The organism is Kitasatospora putterlickiae (assembly GCF_039527695.1).
Taxonomy (GTDB): Bacteria; Actinomycetota; Actinomycetes; order Streptomycetales; family Streptomycetaceae; genus Kitasatospora; species Kitasatospora putterlickiae.
This window is the reverse complement of record NZ_BAAAKJ010000124.1, coordinates 3,196-3,708: the sequence shown is the minus strand read 5'-3', so window position 1 is coordinate 3,708 and position 513 is coordinate 3,196. Positions and strand designations below refer to the sequence as shown.

Here is a 513-nt window from a genome sequence, read left to right as displayed (position 1 = left end):
CGGCCGGAACGCCGAGGGCCTGGAGGAACCGGCCGAGCACGGCGGCCGGGTCGGCGGGGCGGCCGGGGCCGAAACCGTTGAGGTCGGCGAAGAGCCGCCCGTCCGGGTAGGCGGTGGCCGCGCCGTGCGCCCAGCGCAGGGCGGTGGCGGTCTTTCCGCTGCCGGCCGGGCCGACCAGGACGCCGATCCGGCCGGGGCCGCCGGGGTGTGCGCCACCCGGCAACTGCTCGCTGAGCCAGCCGAGTTCGACCGACCTGCCGACGAAACCGGCCGGTGGGCGGGGGAGCTGGTCGGCGACGCACGCGGGGGCGGGCGCCGGGCGGGGCGCGGTCCGGTCCTGCTGGGCCGGAACCCGGGCGGAGACGGCGACGGGCGGACGGGTCGCCGCCGGACGAGGGGTGGGCTTGCAGCTCGCGAAGGGGAACGGCGCGGCGGGCCGGACGGCCGGTGCGGCGGGTGCAGTCGGTACGGCGGCGTCAACGGAGGCGCGGACGGCGGAGCGCGGCCGCGCCG

General features: G+C 80.7%; 1 protein-coding gene. It reads right to left on the bottom strand.

Features of this window, described 5'->3' with window-relative positions; translation table 11 throughout:
* The coding region (locus ABD308_RS13130; RefSeq protein ID WP_344332933.1) for an ATP-binding protein at positions 1-513 on the bottom strand (513 nt) is incomplete at both ends.